The 19,948-nt window shown below is 65.3% G+C and carries 13 protein-coding genes; 10 read left to right on the forward strand and 3 right to left on the reverse strand.

Going from position 1 to position 19,948, the window contains the following annotated elements; all coding sequences use genetic code 11:
* Positions 1-47 precede the first annotated feature (47 nt).
* From ACW17Y_RS05715 to ACW17Y_RS05730, 4 genes are all read left to right on the forward strand, one after another.
* Positions 48-680, forward strand: coding sequence for a hypothetical protein (locus ACW17Y_RS05715; RefSeq protein WP_492037809.1), 633 nt, complete (start codon positions 48-50; stop codon positions 678-680).
* Between the two features lie 118 nt (positions 681-798).
* Positions 799-1,566: a fimbrial biogenesis chaperone gene (locus tag ACW17Y_RS05720; protein ID WP_492037810.1), complete on the forward strand. Its 768-nt coding sequence runs from the start codon at positions 799-801 to the stop codon at positions 1,564-1,566.
* The gene (locus ACW17Y_RS05725) at positions 1,566-4,034 is read left to right on the forward strand and encodes a fimbria/pilus outer membrane usher protein (protein ID WP_492037811.1); all 2,469 of its coding nucleotides are present in this window, start codon (positions 1,566-1,568) and stop codon (positions 4,032-4,034) included. Before ACW17Y_RS05720 ends, ACW17Y_RS05725 begins: the two co-directional genes overlap by 1 nt.
* 9 nt (positions 4,035-4,043) lie before the next feature.
* Positions 4,044-4,955: a hypothetical protein gene (locus ACW17Y_RS05730; protein WP_492037812.1), complete on the forward strand. Its 912-nt coding sequence runs from the start codon at positions 4,044-4,046 to the stop codon at positions 4,953-4,955.
* Here the strand turns inward: ACW17Y_RS05730 and ACW17Y_RS05735 are convergent, their stop codons facing one another.
* Positions 4,956-5,312 (reverse strand): hypothetical protein, encoded by a 357-nt coding sequence (locus ACW17Y_RS05735; protein ID WP_492037813.1) that lies wholly within the window; start codon positions 5,310-5,312, stop codon positions 4,956-4,958. It lies immediately after the preceding gene.
* Positions 5,313-5,565: 253 nt separating this feature from the next.
* Here ACW17Y_RS05735 and ACW17Y_RS05740 point away from each other — a divergent pair, with 253 nt between their 5' ends.
* Complete coding sequence (locus ACW17Y_RS05740) at positions 5,566-6,258, forward strand: IS6 family transposase (protein ID WP_492037814.1); 693 nt, start codon at positions 5,566-5,568, stop codon at positions 6,256-6,258.
* Between the two features lie 84 nt (positions 6,259-6,342).
* Here ACW17Y_RS05740 and ACW17Y_RS05745 read toward each other — a convergent pair whose 3' ends face one another.
* Together ACW17Y_RS05745 and ACW17Y_RS05750 are read right to left on the reverse strand one after the other, a co-directional pair.
* Positions 6,343-7,152 carry a FadR/GntR family transcriptional regulator gene (locus ACW17Y_RS05745; RefSeq protein ID WP_492037815.1) on the reverse strand — a complete coding sequence of 270 codons (810 nt, stop codon included), beginning with the start codon at positions 7,150-7,152 and terminating at the stop codon, positions 6,343-6,345.
* Positions 7,153-9,867 carry a TonB-dependent receptor gene (locus ACW17Y_RS05750; protein ID WP_492037816.1) on the reverse strand — a complete coding sequence of 905 codons (2,715 nt, stop codon included), beginning with the start codon at positions 9,865-9,867 and terminating at the stop codon, positions 7,153-7,155. It abuts the gene before it with no gap.
* Between the two features lie 504 nt (positions 9,868-10,371).
* On the opposite strand from ACW17Y_RS05750, the gene ACW17Y_RS05755 reads away from it, so the two are divergent.
* From ACW17Y_RS05755 to ACW17Y_RS05775, 5 genes are read left to right on the forward strand one after another with little or no spacing between them, the layout of a single operon-like run.
* Positions 10,372-13,413: a TonB-dependent receptor gene (locus ACW17Y_RS05755; protein ID WP_492037817.1), complete on the forward strand. Its 3,042-nt coding sequence runs from the start codon at positions 10,372-10,374 to the stop codon at positions 13,411-13,413.
* 44 nt (positions 13,414-13,457) lie between these two features.
* Positions 13,458-15,668: a polysaccharide lyase 6 family protein gene (locus ACW17Y_RS05760; protein WP_492037818.1), complete on the forward strand. Its 2,211-nt coding sequence runs from the start codon at positions 13,458-13,460 to the stop codon at positions 15,666-15,668.
* Positions 15,665-17,875, forward strand: coding sequence for a heparinase II/III domain-containing protein (locus tag ACW17Y_RS05765; protein WP_492037819.1), 2,211 nt, complete (start codon positions 15,665-15,667; stop codon positions 17,873-17,875). Before ACW17Y_RS05760 ends, ACW17Y_RS05765 begins: the two co-directional genes overlap by 4 nt.
* Before the next feature lie 10 nt (positions 17,876-17,885).
* Positions 17,886-19,178: an MFS transporter gene (locus tag ACW17Y_RS05770; RefSeq protein WP_492037820.1), complete on the forward strand. Its 1,293-nt coding sequence runs from the start codon at positions 17,886-17,888 to the stop codon at positions 19,176-19,178.
* Positions 19,178-19,930, forward strand: a complete 753-nt coding sequence (locus tag ACW17Y_RS05775) for an SDR family NAD(P)-dependent oxidoreductase (protein WP_492037821.1) — start codon at positions 19,178-19,180, stop codon at positions 19,928-19,930. The genes ACW17Y_RS05770 and ACW17Y_RS05775 overlap by 1 nt, the downstream gene beginning before the upstream one ends.
* Positions 19,931-19,948: the final 18 nt, after the last annotated feature.

Genomic DNA, 19,948 nt, shown 5'->3' on the forward strand with positions numbered 1-19,948 from the left:
CGCATTCGTCATGCCGACACGCCAAGCAACCTTTTGGGGGAACCGCCATGAAACTCATCGCAAGCCTGGCTGCGGGAACGATGGCTCTCGCCGCCGCCGGCGCCGCCTCGGCGCAGGAAACGCTCGACATGACGGGCACAGCAGAGGCGGAATGCCACCTGCCGGACACCTGGAATTTCCTGTCGGCCGGGGGCTTCACTAACGGTTCGGCCAGCTTCAACTCGGGCGCCAAGACCTGGACGATCCCCTCCAACCTTCTGACCGACACGGCTGGGACGAGCGCGCCCGGGGCCGAAGTTGCCATCCGGATCACCGGCACCAGCTTCTGCAACACGGCCCACACCATCATCCTGACCAGCCAGAACGGCGGCCTGGTTGCCGATGCTCCTGCGGTGACCGGCTTCGCTAACCGCCGCACCATGAAGTACGACGCCTACTGGAGTAACGGCGCCGGCGGGACCTTCGCGACGGGCGGTACTCGCAACATTCAGAACTTCTCGCCCACCACGCCGGGTCAGTTCCGCCAAGGGAACTATACGATCACCCCCACTGCTCCGCCGCCAGGCAATCGGACTTTCGATATCCGCATGGGCCTGCAGCGCACGGGGCTGCCGACCCAACCAATGCTGGCGGGCGCCTATGAAGACGTCATCACCCTCACCCTGACGCCGGTGGGCTAACCACAATCGCAGATCGACTGACCGGGTCTCCCGTCAGCCGATTTCGCAGACTTCCGGACGGCTCCTTTTGCCGGCCACAGTAACGATTTCGCCTCGGGGCGGGGCATTGGAGAGTTAAATGCGTAAGGTCAGCCGTTCCTGGCTCGTAGGCGTCGGCGCCGCGGTCACACTCCTGTGCGCGGGCGTTGTCGCCGCCATGACTGTCCAGCCGGTCGCCGTCGACCTCCGCATGGCGGGACGCGAGTCCAGCGCCCCAATCCGCGTCGAGAACAACGGACCCAACCCGCTGCCGGTCGAAATCCGTATCGTCGAAACCGAGTTCGGTCCCGATTTCGTGCGCGCGTCTGATCGCGTGACTGACGACATCATCGCCTTCCCGCCCCAGGCCATCATCCCGCCGGGTGGCACCCAGGTGTTCCGTATGCAGTATATCGGCGATCCGGCCGGCGAGCGCAGCCGCCACTTCTACGCCGAAGTCGCCCAGCAACCCGTCGAACTGCCGGAAGGCCAGTCCGCGATCCAGATCCTGTACAATTTCCAGGTGATGGTGAACGTCGCCTCGATGGTTGCCGGGGAGCCGCAGCTTTCGATCACCGGGTCGGAGATCGTGACCAACGGCGACGGCAAGCCGGTTGTCGCCTTCACCGTGAACAACGCCGCGCTCAACTACGGCTATCTCAGCCAGGGGACCCTGCTGATCCGTCAAACCGACGCTTCGGGCAATGAAACCCTGCGTCGCTCCATGGCGAGCAACGATATCCAGCAGAACATCGGCTATGGTTTGATCGGCCCCGAACAAACGCGCCGCTTCGTCACCGCGATTGAACTGGAATCGGCCGATGGTCAGCTTGAGGTGACCTATACGGCGCCTCGTGGACGACGCTGATGCCAAACCGGGGGGTAAGGTATCTGAAGGCGGGGGTCTGCCAGCTGGTCTTCGCAGCTGTGGCCGCGCCGGCCTTCGCGGCAGCGATCCCGGCTCAGGACGTGCCGCCGCGGGCCGCGGCTGCTCCGCAGGCACGTCTGAACCCGACGGGCCGGGTCATGCAGATCGTCGCGCCGCTGAAGGAAAACGGCGCGTTCCTCGGCGACATCGAACTGCAGGTCAATCCGGACGACACTATCGACGTCGCCGGTTGGCAGGTCGTCGAGCAGTTGACGCGCTTCTTGGATCCCGTGTCGCTCGCAGCTCTGGAATCTGTAGCCCAGTCCGGCGTATTCGTGGCTACCGACCGCTTTCAGGAGCTCGGCTATTCACTGACGTTCGACCCGGCCCTGCTCGAGTTGAGCATTCAGGTGCCGATCAGCGCCCGGGCCCGGCAGTCAATCGGCCTGGCCAATCTCGACCGCGAGACCTTCGGCGACTTCGCTCCGCCCGAGGCCTTCTCCGCCTACATGAACGTGCGGATGGCCGCGGATTACATCCACGTCGGCTCCGATACCGGCCTGACCGATCCGACCTTCTTCATGGACGGCGCTGCGCGGCTCAATAATTTCGTCGTCGAGAACGAGGTCTCCTGGAACACCGGCAGCGATCCCCGGCGTGAAGGCACGCGTATCGTATATGACGATGTTCCAAACCTGAACCGCTGGGTGGCGGGCGATCTGCTGCCCCAGTCGCGCGGTTTCCAAGGCGTGGGCGACATGGCGGGCCTCAGCGTCGAGCGGGTCTATGGCCTGCTCGACCCGCAGAGGAATGTGGCGCCGCGCGGCGGCCGCTCCTTCACCCTTGACCGCGAAGCGACTGTGGAAGCCCTCGTCAACGGGCGTGTGGTCCGGACACTGCGCCTGCAACCGGGCACTTATGACGTCAGTGACTTCCCGTTCGTCCAGGGCTCCAACGACGTCGATCTGGTGGTTGTGGACGCCTCTGGCCGCTCGGAACTGCTTTCCTTCTCCGTCTTCGTAGACCGCACCCAACTGGCCCCCGGTCTGTCAGAGTATGGCGTCTACATCGGTGTCGAAACCGACCCCCTGGCGGGGGAAATCAAATACACGGACGATGCCGTGGCCTCCGGCTTCTATCGTCGTGGCCTGACCGAAAACGCGACTGCCGGAGCCAATTTCCAGTACGTCGAGAACCGCTGGCTGGTTGGGGCTGAAGGGGTATGGGGCTCCGAGCTCGGCACCTTTGGAGGCGACGTGGCCTTCAGCGATTTGGATGCCGTCGGCGGCGGGTGGGCCGTCAACCTGTCTTACGAGCGCCTGCTGCAGGACGCGGGCGGCGGGGCCGCCCTCCAGGCCTCCATTGAAACGAGAAGCCGGTACTTCGGTGCACCGACGCAGCTGTCGCCAGATAACCGCTACTCCCTTAATGCCGCAGTTTCCTACAGCCGGTCCTTCGGCGAGGCGTCGTTCGCGGGCATCCAGGTGCGCTATGCGATGGCGCGCGACGGGTTCGAGGACGAGCGCACGGTTCGGGCCACCTATGGTCACCGGCTCACCGACGGCATGAACGTGGTGCTGGACACCAGCTGGACGGACGGCGGGTTCGCAGACGGGGCCGGCTTCCGGGTCAGCCTGGTGCGCCGCTTCGGCTCAACCAGCTCGGCCCGCGCCGAGTATGACAGTGTTAACGAACAGGCGCGCCTAGGCTATCAGGCCTCGGGCGGCCAGGGTACCGGCGCCTGGAGTGCAGCGGGTTCACTAGACGCCAGCAAAGATCGCTTCGGCTTGAACGGTGCCGCCGCCTACGCCGCCAACCGTGCGGAACTCGGCCTGGCCCACACCACCGCTTATTCGGTCGACCGCGACGAGATTTCCGACCAGCGTACGTCCATCCGCGCCGCAACTGCGTTCGCCTTCGCTGGCGGTCGCCTCGCGATCGGTCGCCCGATCAATGACGGCTTCGCGATCGTCGCACCCTATGCCGGCGCGAGGGATACGATCGTCGAGGTCGAGTCGACGCAGGAAGGCTATTACGCGCGGTCAGGGCTGCTTGGGCCGGCTCTTTACGGTCAGATCAGTTCCCATTCGCCGCGCACGATCACCTACGACGCTCCCTTTGCTGAAGGCGGCTTCGACATCGGCACGGGCGCGCTGAGGGTGCTCGCGCCCTATCGTGCCGGCTATGTGGTGACGGTGGGCTCGGACTACACGATGACGGCGATCGGCCGTCTGCTCGACAGCAGCGCCGAACCCGTCACCTTCCTCGCCGGCGAAGCCGTCGAGCTGGATGGCGGACGTCGGGTCGAGGTGTTCACGAACCGTACGGGCGTGTTCGGGATGAGTGGATTGCGGCCAGGCCGCTGGCGTATCGAACTGCTGGGTCAGCCTCCAAGGGTCTACGACCTAACAGTTCCGGAAACGGACGACGGGATGGCCCGAGTGGGCGACCTGCGGCCGGTCGAGTAGGAGATCAGGATGAAACGCGCACTCAAGGCCACGGTCATCGCCGCAACGGTTTTCTCCGCGCCCGCCGCCTGGGCGCAGTGCGCGACGATCGATCCGGTCGTCGTGCCCGAAGTCCGGCTGGATCCCATGGATGCAGCCGGGTCCGCCGCTCTGGCTCAACCGTTCACCCTCATCTTCCGCCGCGCCACGGTCGACAAACAGCCGATTCAGATCCGCTACCAGATTCTGGACGATGATTCGGCGATTCAGCCCCGGGTCGGTGTTTCGGACGGCCCCGTCGTGGGCTGGCAGAGCAACGACTCGAACCGCGACGTCGGCGGCCTGCGCAATCAAGCCTATGCCTTGATGAACTCCGGCCTCGTCGGGATGGGAGAGGATGACGTCGCCAGCCAGCGGCAGATGCTGCTTCGCCTGACGGACCTGCGTTCAGACCTGCGGTCCGGCGTTTATCGGGAACAGTTCACGGTCCGGTACTGGTGCGACAGCGAGGGCGTCACGGCGCCGTTCGAGTCCGTCGCTGTCGTTGGTGTCTCCGTTGCGGTGCCGAACGTGCTCAGCGCCAGCGTGGCTGGCGCCTCAGTGCGCGGCGAGATCGACTTCTTCGACTTCACGGCTCTGGCTCGCACCCTTCAGGTGTCGGTACGCAGTACCGGCCCTTACCGGGTTACGGCCCAGAGCCTGAACGGCGGCTTCATGCTGCGCGAGGGCTCTGCGGGATCAGATGCGTCTGACCGGATCCACTATGAGGCCAGTCTTGACGGCCAGCCAATCCGGGTGGGAGGGGAGGCGGGTGTCGCGATGCCCCGAGCCGGTCTGATCGGACGCCAGCTTCCTCTCGAGGTCGGAGTGCAGAACGTCCAGGGCAATAGGGCAGGGCCGTATACGGACACCCTCCTGCTGACTCTGGAACCCGCGAACTGATCAGGCTTTCGCTTCGATCCGAACGCTCAGCGAACGGAACTCTTCCGGCCGCTCTCCGAGGTCGGCGGCCAGTTCGGTACGCCGCAGGTCGGGATGGAACGAGTCCGTAAGGATCGTCTCGCCTGTCGACGATAGCGGGATTCGCACACCGCCGCTGATCAGGGCCGCGCCTTCGAGACCTTGCGAATGCTGAACAACGACGCGGTATCCACGCGGCGCGTTGCAGAACTCATCAGCATGACCCAGCTGGACGATGCCCTCCTCGTCGGGCAGGCCCGGCGTCGCGTCCAGCTGGACGCGGCAGAGCACAGGCACATACGCGTGCAGCCGGATGACCGTGCTCGTGCTGTTACCCATGCCTGTATTGGCTTGGGCTGGGAGCGAGAGCGCAGCGATTACAGCAGCGCTAAGCAATACAGGGGTACGAGACATCACCGATCTCCACTTTTCTTTCGTTGTGGAGAATGTACTTCGGTGCGTTTAAGGTTTGACGCACAGGTATGACTTCCTGTGTGTTAATGTGAATATATTATTAAGGAGGGCGCTGTCACTTTAATGCGAACTTGTCTCCACTGAACGCAGCGTAAGCCGCTGATGGGGATCATATTTCGTGAAGCCGATTTCGTTCAAGCGTCACCGGTTTCCGGCAGATGTTATCCGCCATGCCGTTTGGCTGTACTTTCGTTTCAGCCTCAGTTTCCGTGACGTTGAGGAACTGATGGCGGCCCGCGGTGTGGACGTCAGCTACGAGACGATCCGGTGCTGGACCATCAAGTTCGGACCGCTGATTGCCAGACGGCTGAGGAAGAAGCGGCGGCCGCCGTCGCCGCGCTGGCACCTGGATGAAATGGTCTGCAACATCGGCGGCAAGCGGATGTTTCTATGGCGAGCCGTCGATGACGAAGGCGAGGTCCTCGACGTTCTGGTCCAGCGCCGGCGGGATACGGAGGCTGCGTTGAAGCTGCTCAGGCGGCTCCTTCACAACCAGCCGGTCGAGCCGCAGACGATCACGACCGACGGCCTGGCCTCATACGGCGCTGCTCTGGATCAACTGGATCTGAGGCATCTGCATCGGCCGGGCCGGCTTCGCGAGAACAACCGGGTTGAGAACTCCCATCTCCCGATCCGGCGACGAGAGCGACAGCAGCAGCGGTTCAAGTCCCAAGCCTCAGCTCAGAGATTCCTCACCACCCACGCAGCGATCTACAACACCTTCAACATCCAGCGCCATCTGATCAGCAGACACACACTTCGGCGTTTCCGCGCCGAGGCGGAGTCCGTTTGGGCTGCTGCGGTTGCCTGATCTCGGGCAGGGTAGGGGGCTTTCGACTTGGCGGAGTTAACCTGTCAGGCCCCCGATGCTGAGGACGAGTGGATCGCGCCGGATCTAGATCCGTGTGGTCGCCAGGAAGCGTTTGCGGTCCTCTTCGGTGCGACTACGGACTTCGGCCATGGCCGCTGTCTCCGTCGCTTCGAGCATCGCTTCGAACAAGCGGTGGAAGTGATCCCGCATCGCGGCCCGTGAGGACTGTGGATCGCGCCGACGTAAGGCGGCCAGAATTTCCGCGTGTTCGTTGGTGCGGGCGTCGCCGTCATTGTGACAGACGCGGCCATAAACCTGGCGAACCTGAGGAAGTTCGTTCCGGATCCTCCAGATCAGCGAGACGCAGAACTCCACCACCGGATTGCCGCCGATCCGGGCGATGGCGAGGTGAAACTTCTGGTCCGCCATTGCGTGGTCCTCGTCCGATCCCTTGGAATCAGACATGGCCAGGATAAGTTCCTCGAGCTCCAGCAAATCCGCTTCCGTGATGTGCTGCGCCGCCAGTGCGGCCGCCTCCGCCTCGATGATCGCGCGGGCTGCGGTCAGATCAAAGGCGGTGACATTTGGCAGGGCGGCGGCGTTCTCGGGTCGTTGCTGCACGTAGACGCCGGAGCCTGTGCGGATGGCGATCCAGCCCTGCGCCTCCAGAGCGATCTCGGCTTCGCGGATGGTCACGCGGCTGACGCCTAGTCGCTCGGCAAGGTCGCGCTCGCCCGGCAAGCGGGAGCCTACCGGAAACTCGCCGGACTCGATCATGGTGCGGATATGGTTCGCGACCGATTGATAGAGACGCTGCTCCGCCATCCTTGTCTTCTGCCTTCTTGCCTGTTGATCGGCGGGTCTCAGCCTTCGCTCGACCCGCCGTCGCTTCATCTAGTAGCGGAATCGCACCCCGAGATAGTAGCGAGCGCCGTAGCTGCTGTATTCCCGCACGGACCCTCGTATGGGCATGTCCTGGAAGCGCGGTTCGTCGTTCAGGTTCGAGCCTTCGAAGCTCAATGAGATATTGCTGTTGATTCGATAGGACGCCCGGAAATCGAACACGCCGGTCTCACGGATGTAGCGGTTCTGGGAAGGGGCTCCGACGAACTTCTGGTAATAATCCGTCCGCCATTTGTAGATGCCCTGCAACTCCAGCGGGCCGATCTCGTAGTAAAGCGACCCGGAGAAGACCTGTTCCGACAGGCCGAAGATGCCCGCGGGCTCGATGATACCAGGCGTGGTCGCCCCGGTCAGCGGATTGAACTGATCGCCCAGTCGCAGGTCCTCAGTCTCGTAGTCGGAGTCCGCGTAGTTGTAGCTGACCTTGAAGCCGAGGCCGTCGAAAGGGGCGGGCAGGCTGGAGAAGCGGTGGGCGGCCGTGATCTCGAACCCGGTCAACGCACTGTCTTCATCCGTCGTCGAATCCTGGACGACGGGGATAGTGACCGATCGACCGCCGATGACGTAGGTCTCGTCGATGACCGAGGGCACGAAGCCGCCATTGAACTGCTTGTAGTAGACCGCGAAGCTGAAAATCGAGTCCGGGTTCGGATACCACTCGAGCGACACATCGGCATTGGAGGAGATCAGGGGCTCGGCGCGCGGATTGCCGTTGGCTGTAATGCTGGCGATAGCGTCGTCCACGGAGGTGAACGACGTGCCGGCCTCGAGGTTGAATGTCCGGCCGGCGCCGAGGCTGCTCGGATCGGGACGCGACATCGCGCGGAACAGGCCGAACCTGAGGGCGAGGTCGTCGCGAAGGGCGAAATTGGCGTTGAGGCTGGGCAGCCAGGCCTCCGATGAGGACTCGATCGTCGTCGAGGTGAACTGCCCTGTCGGGACGAGCCGGATCGTGTTGTCCGGGTTGGTGATCACGTTCAGGTCGCCACGCAGGCCGATGGATTCCACGTCGGTGCGAACATAGCGCAGGCCGACATTGCCCGTGACGGGCAGGCCGAACAGCCGGGTGTCGAACTCGCCCATGACATAGGCGGCCTGGGTGTTCTCGGTCACGTTGCGGTTGCCGATGGCGCGCGGATCGGCGTTCTGGCCGGTGTCATCGACGCCGGTGATGGCCCGGAAAAGGCAACGCGCATCGAAGCTGGCCCATCGACTGATGACCGGCCCCGTCGCGCTGCTCAGGAAATCGGTCTGTCCGAACGGCCGACGGCAGGCGACGTTGGCGTCACGGATGGTGGCGGTCGTTGTGACGTTGATCTCGACGCGATCGTCGAGGTCGCTGTAGGTCAGTTCCGAGAGGCGCAGGCCGCCCGTCACGACCGTGAACGCCCCGTCGAGGACATAATCGCCATCGAAGCGGACGCTCTTGATTTCATTGTCGCGGATGACCTCGTCGCGACGGGCGCGGGCGGCGGCGCTGAAGTTTTCGGGGCGGTTCAGGTCGAAGAGCGGATTGACTGTGATCGCCGGCAGATCCACGTCGCGGGCGTCGAAGGTGTAGTTGACGCGTTGGCCCGAAATGCCCGTCACGGCAACGCCGTTGATGTCGGTGGCATTCGACCGGAGCCGGACCTGACGATCCATCTCGCTGCGGTAGGTGCTCGAGAACGACAGGTCGGTCGAGAGCGAGAGCCGGTCGGTCGCCTGCCACGTGGCGCGCAGTCCCCCGCCTTCATACTGTTCATCGCGGATGCGGAAGGTCGGCGTCGATTCGATAGTCGTGTTGCCCGAGTAGGCGAGCAGGATGCCCTCGGGACTGACCACGCGGTTGGCGACCCCGCGGAACGCCTCGGAGAAGTTCAGATCGTTCCGCTCTTCCGTGTAGGTGCGCCGCGAGTTCTGGTAGTCGACCGCGAATTCCAGGGTGTCGTTCGGCCGCCACTGCAAGGCTCCGAAGATGGCGTCCCGCTGATCGTGCTCGATGAACTGCCGATAGGTTCGGCTGCCTGCCGTGAGGTAGTAGGGCGTCCCGGCCAGGACCTGGGCGGGTGTGACCTGCGTGCAGTTGGCCGTCGTAGCCACGACCTGTGCGCCGTTGCAGGCGACCCAGGTGCTGCTGGATGTGAACAGTTCCTCGGGGTTCGATCCCTCCAGGCTCTGAATGCCGACCGACAGGCCGAGGCGACCGGCCTCGCCGAGATCATACTGATCCACATAGCTGGCCGTGCCGCGCCAGCCGGCCCCATCGGGATCGATCAGGCGGTCGTCGTAGTCGGCCCAGATGGCGCGGGCTTCCACCTGGATACGGCGGCGGCCGAAGTCGAGCGGCTGGACCGTTTCCATGTTCACGATGCCGGCGACGCCGCCTTCGATGAAGTCTGCCTGCTGGGTCTTGTAGACCGCGACCTCGCTGATCAGTTCGGAGGGGAACTGGTTGAAGTTGACCGACCTGTCGCCGCTGCCGTTCGAGGCCTCGCGCCCGTTGAAGGTCGCCGAGCCGAGAAAGGGGCCGAGGCCGCGGATCGAGATCTCGGACGCGCCGCCCTTTTCCCGGTGGGTCGAGGCACCTGTGATGGTCTCGATCGCCTCGCCTATGGACAGGGCCGGCAGGTCGCCGATGTCTTCGGCCGACAGGATATCGGCGACCACCGTCGCCTCGCGCTTGCGCTCGATCGAGGACTGGATCGACCCGCGGATACCGGTCACTACGACTTCGTCGACTTGGGACTCGGCCTGCGCCGGCTGCGGGGCCGGCCCGTCCTGGGCTGCGACTGTGGTGGCCCATAGCGGCAGGGCAAGTCCTCCCAGCAAGAGGGTCTTGAGGGTCCGTCGTCCAAGGGACAGCCGCCTTGCCGAAGTGTGTTGCACGATCATCCTCCCACACCTCTTTGCCGAGGCTTGGTCGCAGGGTTCCGCGTGGCCAACCAATTTGTCAACCAATTTTCATGGGTGCGCCGGGCGCCGGCCAGTCGCGGCCGGGTCAGTCCAGGCTGCCGCGCGCGGGGCGGTTGGGCCTTTGGCGAGCTTGGTGTGGACGGGATGACGGTGACGCCACCGGCAGTGCCCCGGCCTTGTCGAGCGAGGAGAAGCCGCTCTGGTCCTGAAAATTGGTATGCATATGCGCGCGATTTAGGTCTGAAAACAGGTTGACAGGATCGCCATGCCAATCCAGCGTCAGGGCAACAAAAAGACTGCAAATGGGAGGCTAGGATGAGGCGGTTTGATATCGGGGGCGCTCGGCTGGGCGTCGAAAAGAGACTGGCGACGATCCTGCTTGCGAGCACGGCGCTGCTGTCGGCGGGGACCGCGTTCGCTCAGGACGCACCGGCGAGCCAGGACCCCGCGGGCCAGGCCTCCGATCAGGTCGATGAGATCATCGTCACCGGGATCCGGGCTTCCCTGCAGAATGCGCTTTCTCAAAAGCGCAACGCGGACAATCTGGTCGAGGTCATCGAAGCCGAAGACATCGGCAAGCTGCCGGACCAGAACCTCGCCGAGGTGCTCGAGAACGTCACCGGCATCCAGATTACTCGGGAAGCGGGGGTCGGTCGCGGTGTCCAGATCCGGGGCACCGATGCGAACCGGGTCGAGATCAACGGCGTCTCGACGGTCGGGTCGGGATCCGGTCGTTCGGGGATCAGCTTCGACGACCTCGCCGCCTCGATGATCAGCTCCGTCCAGGTCATCAAGGTGCCCGAAGCCGGCACCATCGAAGGCTCGGTGGGCGGGACGATCAACCTGCGCACCATCCGGCCCCTGGAACTGACCGAGCCGCTGTTCGCCTTCCGGGCGCAATCCGAATACAGCGACCTGTCCGATACGGCGACGCCGCGCTACTCAGGCACCATCGGCCGCCGTTGGGACACGGGCATCGGCGAGATCGGCCTGGTCGGGAGCTTCAGCTACGCCGAACAGGACGTCGCCGCCTTCAGGCCCCGCGTCGATCGAGACGCCGTCGTGACCCCGACCTCGGGCCGTACGAGCGCTGAGGCCTTCCCGTTCCTGCGGATCCAGTTCTTCAACCAGGACTACGACAATTTCGAATACGAGACGCAGAACTTCGCCGGTTCAGCGGAGTGGAAGCCGAGCGACAGCCTGAAGTTCTACGCCGACGTCGTGCTCAACGATCAGGAGCGGGCGGAGCAGAGCTCAACGGTGCAGATCTCGACCGTGTCGGACAATGGCGTCGTGGACAATACGCGCAACACCGCCTTCGAGACCGTCAACCTGGGCACGGCGAACGGGCCGAACGGCGACGTGAACCTGGGCACGGTGCGGGCTGCGCTGACGGGCGTCATCCAGCCGCGTTTGACCGGCAACCTGGCGCCCTATCTGCGCACGACCAGCGATACGGGCTCGCGCGTGACCGAGAGCCGCGTGTTCTCGTTCGGCGGAGAGTGGAAGGGGGAACGGCTGTCGATCAGCGGCCAGGCGGCGCTGTCGACATCGGACTCGGTCCTGCCGAGCTTCAACACGACCCTGGAGTTCGTGAACCCCAACTCACCGCGTCCGACGGTCGGGGTGACCCTGGCCAACGGGGTGCCGATCGAGTTCGACCTCAGCGGCGGGACCCTGCAGTTCGGCATCGCCCAGGGACTGGCGTCGACGCCGACCGCCGCGATGCTGCGGGATCCGGCCAACTACCGCCTGCAGCAGGTCGCCCAGTCGCGAAGCGTGCGGGAGAACGAGGAGAAGGCCCTGCGTCTCGACGCCTCCTACGACACCACCGATATCCTGCCGTTGATCACTTCGATCGACGCCGGCCTGCGCTGGAACGAGACCAGTGTGCTGAACGACAACATCACCGGCACGACGGGCTTCACCAACATCACCTCGTCGTTCTTCCGGCCGAGCGGGGACCGTTTCGCCAGCCTGCTGATTCCCGGTCCGGACAACTTCAATGCGGCGGATGGTCGGCGTCTGTACTTCCCCGACTTCCTGATCATCGACGGCGCCCGCGCCTTCCGGGATCCGGCGGGGACGCTCGCCGCGCTGAACGCCGCGATCACGGCCAGCAACGCTGCGAACGGTTCGAACATCGCCCAGATCGGCGTGCCGACATCCCAGGCGAGCGCCTTCTTCGAGATCACGGAGGACACGACCGCCGCCTTCCTGCAGGCCAATTTCGACACCGAGGCCTTCGGCATTCCGGTGCGCGGCAACGCCGGCCTGCGCTACGTCACCACGGACCTGAGCTCGGTCGGCAATACGGTCGCCACCGGCGGGACCACCACCCGGGCCGAAAACGAGGCCTCCTATGAGTTCTGGCTGCCGCGCTTCAACCTGGTTGCCGAACCGACCGAGGACATCGTCATCCGGGGCGGGATCGCACGCGACATCCGCCGCCCCGACTTCAACAACCTGTCGTCGTCGGTGACCTTTGCGACCAGCGAGAACACGGCCGTGGTCCGGGGGAATCCCGATCTTCAGCCGGAAGCCGTGCTGTCGTTCGACCTTTCGGCCGAATGGTATTTCGCGCCGGCGAGCCTGATCAGCGTCGGCGTCTTCCACAAGGTGCGGGACAACCTGTTCGCCAGCGTCACGGAGAGCCCGCCGGACAACTCGGTGGGCGGGGTGGTGAACCGCAGCCGCGATCAGTCCTGCCCCGGCGGCGGCATCTACAACCCGATCGCCATTATCAACCAGAACAACCCGGCCCGCGGCCAGGTGGGCATCTGCGTGCCGCTGACGTCGACGTTCAACGTCGACGGCGAGACGACCCAGACCGGCGTGGAGATGGCCTTCCAGTATGACCTGTCGCAGTTCGAAGACCGGCTCGGCTGGGCGTCCGGCTTCGGCTTCATCGGCAACTTCACCTACCAGGAGACCGGTGGGGACGTTGCGAATTACCGGACCATCGGCCTGACCCGGAACACGACGCGGGATCTCGGTTTCACCACCCTGCCGCAGGATCAGATCGAACTCGAGAACCTGTCGAAATACTCGTACAATGCGACCCTGTTCTACGAGCGCGACGGGCTGAGCGCACGGATGCGATACACGTGGCGTTCCGACTACCTGAACACCGAAGCCTTCACCTCGGCCTTCGATGTGCCACGCGTCAGCGACGACCGGGGGCAACTCAACGCCAGCGTCAACTATGACATCACCAGCTGGGCCAGCGTGGGCATCGAAGCGATCAACCTGACCCGGGAAGACGCCAACGAGTTCTGCATCAATGACGACGCCCTGCTTTGCTACAACGGTCTGACGGATCGGCGCGTGACGGCGGGTCTGAGCCTCCGCTTCTAGATGACGATGGAACCGACACAGGCGAACGCCGAACAGGAGAACGGATGACGTCGGCTCTGAAGGCGCCTTTCATCGCAATCGCCACTGCGGCCGCGATGATCGGCGCACCGTGCGCGGCCATGGCCGAGTCGGCGCTGGTGCGGACCCAGGCGGAATTCGCCTCCGCCCTGCGCCGGCTCGAGCCGGGCGACACCCTGACCCTGGCGGATGGAGAGTGGCGCGACTTCGAAATTCTGTTCACCGGACAAGGTCGGCCGGATCGGCCCATCACCCTGACCGCCCAGACGCCGGGCGGGGTGCGGATCACGGGGCGATCCAACCTGCGCATGGCGGGCGAGCATCTGGTGGTTTCGAACCTGGTGTTCCGTGAGGGCTGGTCGCCCACCGGAGAGGTGCTGTCGTTCCGGCGGTCGCGGACTGAGCGCGCCAACTACAGCCGCATCACCAGCGTGGTCGTCGACGGCTTCTCCAAGCCGGACCGGGCCGAGTCGGACAACTGGGTCGCCCTTTACGGCCACCACAACCGGTTCGACCACAACCAGCTGACGGGCAAGACCAATGCCGGAACCACCCTGGTCGTCGTGCGCGACGAGGAGCAGGGGATGGAGAACCGCCACTCGATCGATCACAACTACTTCGGTCATCGGCCGCTGCTGGGCTCGAACGGCGGAGAGACGATCCGCGTCGGCACCAGCCATGACTCGGCGTCGGATTCCTTCACCTCGGTGATCGGAAACTGGTTCGAACACTGCGACGGCGAGGTCGAGGTCGTCTCGAATAAGTCGGGCGGCAACATCTATCGCGGCAATGTCTTCTTCGAATCCCAGGGCGCGCTGGTGCTGAGGCACGGCGACGGCAACCTGGTCGAGGACAATGTCTTCATCGGCAACGGCGTTGTGAACACCGGCGGAATCCGGATGATCAATCGCCGCAATACCGTCCGCAACAACTACATGGAGGGGCTGACCGGCACGAATTTCGGCAGCGCCCTGACGATCATGTACGGCGTCCCGAACTCGCCCCTGAACCGGTACGTCCAGGTCGAGGGCGCGGTGATCGAGAACAACACGATCGTCGACGCGCGCGAACTCGGCTTCGGCATCGGGATGGACGCGGAACGCTCCGCCGCGCCGGTCGCCAGCCGCTTCGCCAACAACCTGATCGTCAATCGCGACGACCATGATCCGATCCGGGTGCTGGGCGACATGAGCGGCATCGCGTTCGAGGGCAATGTCCAGTCGCCGACCGCGACCGAAGCGCTGCCGGGCTTCTCGGGTCGGGACATCGCGGTCGAGCGCGGCCGCGGCCGGCTGTTCACCGCTGCGGGGCTGGATGGCGTAGGCGCGCGATCCGACCTGGCCTTCGTCGCCCGCAGCGCCACGGGTGTGAGCTGGTACCCCAAGGCGTCCCCGCCTGCGGCCCTGGACAGCGGCTCGGTCCAAGTCGCCGCGCCGGGTGAAGACACCCTGACCCGTGCGATCGCCGAGGCCGGCCCCGGCGACCGGGTGGACCTTCAGGCAGGCCTGTACATCGTCAACCAGACAATCGGCCTCGATCACGCCGTGACCGTCCAGGGGCCCGCCGAGGGCCGCGCGGAGATCCAGTTCGCCCGACCCAGCCTGTTCGACATCGAACGCGGCGGATCGCTTCGCCTGTCGCGCCTGGCGATCTCGGGCGCGCTGGCCCCCGACGTCGCCGGCGCCGCCGTGATCCGCGCGGGGCAGGGCGCGGCCGGATACGCGCTGGTCATAGAGGATACGGTCTTCGAAGACCTGACCGTCAATCGCAGCTTCAATGTCTTTTCGGCAGGCCCGGGCACCCTGGCCGACCGGATCCGGCTGGAGCGGGTGACCGTCGACCGTGTGACGGGTTCGGTGATCGCCGCGCACACGGAGACGGCCGATCTGGGCACCTACAACGCCGAGGTCGTGGAGGTCATCGACAGCAGCTTCCGTGACGTGACGGGGCCGGTCGTGGATCTCTATCGCGGCGGCACGGACGAGAGCACCTTCGGCCCGCGCCTGATCCTTACCGGTTCGACTTTCGAGCGCAGCGGCCGGGCTGGCGACGCGGCCGGCGCGCTCAAACTGTACGGCGTCCAGCGCGCCGAGATCCGGGACAACCGCTTCGTCGACAGCGGCGCACCGACCTTCTTCCGGCGCGTCGGAGATCCGGTCTTCGTCTGGAGCGGCAACCGGCTGGAAGGCACGCCCGGCCTGATCACCAATGTTCCGCCGCTGGAGACCGCGCCTTGAATCGTCCGCTCCTGATCGCCGTGGCGGCGGTCCTGTCCGCCAGCCTGCCGGCCGGCACCCTGGCCCAGGTCACGCGGCCGTCCGCGGCCGCCCGCGCCGACGACGCGACGCCGGTTCTCGTTTCCCTGGACCAGTGGGGCGCCATGGCGGACGCCGGCGACCGCTATCCGATGTTCGCCGCGGAGCGGGCGCGGGTGGAACGGGAGGTCCGGGCCGCCATGGCCGGCGGGATCAATGTCCCCCAGCCTCGTGATCTGGGCGGCGGCGTCACGCACGAACAGCACAAGGCCAACTACAAGGCGATCGCCGGCGCCGGGGCCCTGTACCGTCTCACCGGCGACCGGGCCTACGCCGATTTCGCGCGCGACATGCTGCTGGCCTATGCGCGCCTCTATCCGACGCTGTCGAACCATCCGGCCGGGAATTCGCCGGTGAAGGGGCGACTGTTCTGGCAGGCGCTGAACGACTCCGTCTGGCTGGTCTATTCGGCCCAGGGCTATGACGCGATCCGGGAGACGCTGACCGTCGAGCAGCGCCGTACCATCGACAACGACGTCTTCCGTCGCATGGCGCACTTCCTGTCGGAGGAAAACGCGCCGTACTTCGACCGCATCCACAACCACGCGACCTGGGCTACGGCCGGGGTCGGGATGACGGGCTATGTGCTTCGTGATCCGGACCTGGTCGACCGGGCGCTGAATGGCTCAGCGCACGACGGGAGTGCCGGCTTCCTGCGTCAGGTCGACGAGCTGTTCTCGCCCGACGGCTATTATGCGGAGGGCCCCTACTACCAGCGGTACGCCCTGGCGCCGTTCGTCATCTTTGCCCGGGCGATCCAGCAGAACGAGCCGCAGCGCGACATCTTCGGGCGGCGCGACGGCGTGCTGCTCAAGGCTGTCGATAGTGTGATCCAGTCGTCCTATGCGGGGCTGCTGTTCCCGATCAACGACGCCATGCCGGACAAGGGCCTGGACTCGGAGGAGATCGTGACCGGCGTGGCCATCGCCTATGCGCAGACGCAGGACCCGTCCCTGCTCTGGATCGCGCAGGGCCAGGGCCGGACGATCCTGGCGCCTGATGGGCTGGCGGTGGCGGAGGGGGTGGCGTCCGGTACGGCGCGACCCTTCGACTTCCGTTCTATGCAACTGCGGGACGGGCCGAACGGCGACCTCGGCAATCTGGTCTTCCTGCGTCATGGCGGGGCCAACGGCCAGGCGCTGGTGATGAAGAACAGCCAGCAGGGTCAGGGCCACGGCCATTTCGACCGGCTGGGCATGGTGTTCTACGACAACGGCCAGGCGGTGGTTCGCGACTACGGGTCCGCCCGCTTCCTCAACGTCGAGGCCAAGGGCGGCGGCGGCTATCTGCCCGAGAACGACAGTTGGGCGATGCAGACCGTCGCCCACAACACCCTGGTCGTCGGCGAGGCCAGCCAATTCGGGGCTGACTGGCAGAGGGGTGAGGAGTATCCGACGACGCCCCTGTTCTTCGAAGTTGCAGAGGGGTTCCAGATCGCCTCGGCCCGGCTGGACGATGGCAATGACGGCGTCGCCCTGACCCGGACCCTGGCGATGATCGAGCATCCTGATCTGGCCTTCCCGGTGGTGATCGACCTGCTCCGCGCGGAAGGGTCGGCGCCGAACGACTACGACCTGCCGCTGCATTTCAACGGCCAGATCGTTTCAGCCTTCGAGGCGGACCATTCGGTGCGCGATCGGCCGGTGCTGGGCGATGCGAATGGATACCAACATCTGTGGGTCGATGCGGTCGCCGCGCCGTCGAGCGCGGCCCGTAGCCTGACCTGGCTGCTGGGCGGACGCTTCTACACCTACCGCTTCGGTGCCTCGTCGCCGATCAGCGCCCTGCTGGTCGAGAGCGGCGCCAATGACCCGAACTTCAACCTGAGACGCGAGCCGGCACTGATCCAGCGGATGCAGGGGCAGGCCGACGCCAGCTTCTTCTCGGTGCTGGAGCCGCATGGCGCCTATGACGCGACCGCCGAGACCGTGTCCGGGTCAACCAGCCGCATCCGGGCCATCGCCCGCGTTGCCGGTGAGGGGGGCGAGGTGATCGTGCTGACGCTGGCGTCAGGCCGGACGCTGGCGCTCGGTGTCGCCCATGATGTCGCGGCCGGTGCGACGCATTCGATGCGGGCGAACGGACAAACCTACGAATGGACCGGGCCTTACGCCCGGTTTGATCGCTGAGGAGATGGCGATGAAGTCCAACATGAGATGGGTCATCATCGGCCTGATCGCGATCGCCACGGTGATCAACTACATCGACCGCAACGCGCTGGCGGTCATGTGGCCCGAGATCGCGCCCGAGATCGGCGCGACCAAGGAGGACTACGCCCTCCTGGTGACCGTCTTCATGGTCTTCTACGCCCTCGGCCAGTTCGTCTTCGGCAAGGTGTTCGATGCCATCGGCGTCCGTCTCGGCTTCGCCTGGTCCATCGGGGTTTGGTCGGTTTCCATCGCCCTGCATGCCTTCGCCACGTCGATCCTGTCATTCAGCGTCTTCCGCGCCATGCTGGGGATCAGTGAGGCCGGGGCCTGGCCCGGAGCCGTCAAGGCCAATGCCGAGTGGTTCCCTGCCCGGGAACGCGCCTTCGCCCAGGGCATCTTCAATGCGGGAGCCTCGGTCGGCGCGATAATTTCCGCGCCGCTGATCGCCCTGATGTTCCTCGGGCTCGGCTGGAAGGGGACCTTCCTGCTGGTCGGGGCGCTCGGCTTCGTCTGGGTCCTGCCTTGGCTGGTGATCTATCGCGCCGGACCGGATCGCCACCCCTGGGTCAGCGCCGCCGAGCGCGCCCTGATCCTCGACAGGCCCGATGCCCAGCCGGCGGAAGCGCCTCTGGCCCCCGCCTATGTCCCGACGATGCGGCAGTTGCTTTCTCACCGCGAGAGCTGGGGTCTGATCCTGTCGCGCTTCTTCCTCGACCCGATCTGGTGGCTGTTCGTCTCCTGGCTGCCGATCTATCTGGCCGAGACCTTCGACTTCGACATCAAACAGATCGGTATCTTCGCCTGGGTGCCCTACGTCGGCGCCATGATCGGCAGCCTGTCCGGCGGTTGGCTGTCGGGTCAGTTGATCAGGTCTGGTCGGTCGCCGGGCATGGCCCGCAAGCTCTGCGTCACCCTGGGCGGCGCGGTGATGATGCCCTGTCTGATCATCGCGCCGAACATGACCGATCCCACCCTGGCGGTGCTGGTCATCGCCGGCATTCTGTTCGGCTTCCAGGTCGCCATCGGCAACATCCAGACCATCCCCGGCGACCTGTTCGACGGACGATCAGTCGGGTCGCTGGCCGGGATCGGCGGCATGGCGGCCGTGGCCGGCACATTGATCACCACCTGGCTCGTGCCCGCGATGACCAAGGTCTCCTACGGCCCGATCTTCATCCTCGTGGCCGCTCTCGTTCCGCTTTCCCTCCTCTCCCTGTGGTTCGTCACCGGTCGCATCGCGCCGGTTCAACCGATCACGTCTACTGCACTGAAGGATTCCTGATGCGCCTCAAGGACAAGGTCGCCATTGTCACCGGCGGCGGCCGCGACATCGGCCGCGATGTTTCGCGGGTACTGGCCCGCGAGGGCGCGAAGGTCGTGATCAACTTCGCCAATGACGAGGCGAGCGCGGCTGAAACGCTGGACAGCGTCCGGGCGGCGGGCGGTGAGGCCATCGTCTGTCGCGCCGATGTGACCACGGCCGAGGGCGTCGCCACGCTCGTGGCCGCGGCGAAGGACGCCTATGGCGCGGAGGTCCATATCCTCGTGAACCTTGCCGGCGGCATGGTCGAGCGTCGGCCGCTGGCTGATATCGACGAGGCCTTCTTCGACAGGGTCATGACCCTGAACCTCAAGTCCGCCTACCTGATGACCCGGGCGGTTGCGCCGCTGATGCCGGAGGGATCCTCCATCATCAACTTCTCGTCCCAGGCCGGTCGCGACGGCGGGGGTCCGGGCGCATCCATCTATGCGACGTCCAAGGGCGCGCTCATGACCTTCACCCGATCGATGGCCAAGGAACTGGGACCAAAGGGCGTGCGGGTGAACAGCCTGTGCCCCGGCATGATCGCCACCAGTTTCCACGACACCTTCACCAAGCCGGAAGTGCGGACGGCCGTTGCCGGGAGCACGCCGCTGCGTCGTCAAGGACGGCCAGAGGAAGTGGCTGAAACGGTCGCTTATCTCGCCTCGGATGCGGCCGCCTTCGTCACGGGCGTGAACCTGGACATCAACGGCGGACTGTTCTTCTCGTGAGGTGGAGCGGGCGGAGCA

Source organism: Brevundimonas sp. AVps7, assembly GCF_058681545.1.

Coding starts and splice junctions, on each gene's coding strand:
- ACW17Y_RS05715 (WP_492037809.1), top strand. CDS start 48: ATGAAACTCATCGCAAGCCTGGCTGCGGGAACGATGGCTCTCGCCGCC.
- ACW17Y_RS05720 (WP_492037810.1), top strand. CDS start 799: ATGCGTAAGGTCAGCCGTTCCTGGCTCGTAGGCGTCGGCGCCGCGGTC.
- ACW17Y_RS05725 (WP_492037811.1), top strand. CDS start 1,566: ATGCCAAACCGGGGGGTAAGGTATCTGAAGGCGGGGGTCTGCCAGCTG.
- ACW17Y_RS05730 (WP_492037812.1), top strand. CDS start 4,044: ATGAAACGCGCACTCAAGGCCACGGTCATCGCCGCAACGGTTTTCTCC.
- ACW17Y_RS05735 (WP_492037813.1), bottom strand. CDS start 5,312: ATGGGTAACAGCACGAGCACGGTCATCCGGCTGCACGCGTATGTGCCT.
- ACW17Y_RS05745 (WP_492037815.1), bottom strand. CDS start 7,152: ATGAAGCGACGGCGGGTCGAGCGAAGGCTGAGACCCGCCGATCAACAG.
- ACW17Y_RS05755 (WP_492037817.1), top strand. CDS start 10,372: ATGAGGCGGTTTGATATCGGGGGCGCTCGGCTGGGCGTCGAAAAGAGA.
- ACW17Y_RS05760 (WP_492037818.1), top strand. CDS start 13,458: ATGACGTCGGCTCTGAAGGCGCCTTTCATCGCAATCGCCACTGCGGCC.
- ACW17Y_RS05770 (WP_492037820.1), top strand. CDS start 17,886: ATGAAGTCCAACATGAGATGGGTCATCATCGGCCTGATCGCGATCGCC.
- ACW17Y_RS05775 (WP_492037821.1), top strand. CDS start 19,178: ATGCGCCTCAAGGACAAGGTCGCCATTGTCACCGGCGGCGGCCGCGAC.